This window comes from Kitasatospora griseola (assembly GCF_014648555.1).
Classification (GTDB): domain Bacteria; phylum Actinomycetota; class Actinomycetes; order Streptomycetales; family Streptomycetaceae; genus Kitasatospora; species Kitasatospora griseola.
On record NZ_BMRI01000103.1, the window covers coordinates 245 to 563 of the forward strand.

The window sequence follows — 319 nt, forward strand, 5'->3', positions numbered from 1 at the left end:
CTCGCAGGCGGCGGTGTGCTCGGTGGCCGCGCGGAAGGCGTCCATGTAGGCGATGAACTGGGTGTCGGACATGACCTGGCTCCAAAAGGGCTGTGGTGAATGGAAGTCGGGGGATTGCTGGCCGCGCTCAGGCGGCGAGAGGCGTGGTGTCGGCGGCGGCCGGGTGGCCCTGGGTGCTCGCCGCCTCCCGGTATCGGGCGGCGACCCAGCCGGTGGACCAGCCGGTCAGCTCGGCCACCCGGCGCTGCGGCAGGCCCTCCCTCGCGGCGGCCCAGACGACCGCGCAGGCCTCCCCTTCGGGGAGCTTCTCGACGGCCGG

1 pseudogene is annotated in these 319 nt (G+C 74.0%); it reads right to left on the reverse strand.

Going from position 1 to position 319, the window contains the following annotated elements:
* Positions 1–127 precede the first annotated feature (127 nt).
* Positions 128–319, reverse strand: a pseudogene (locus tag IEZ12_RS37300) (DUF2637 domain-containing protein); the annotation flags it as partial.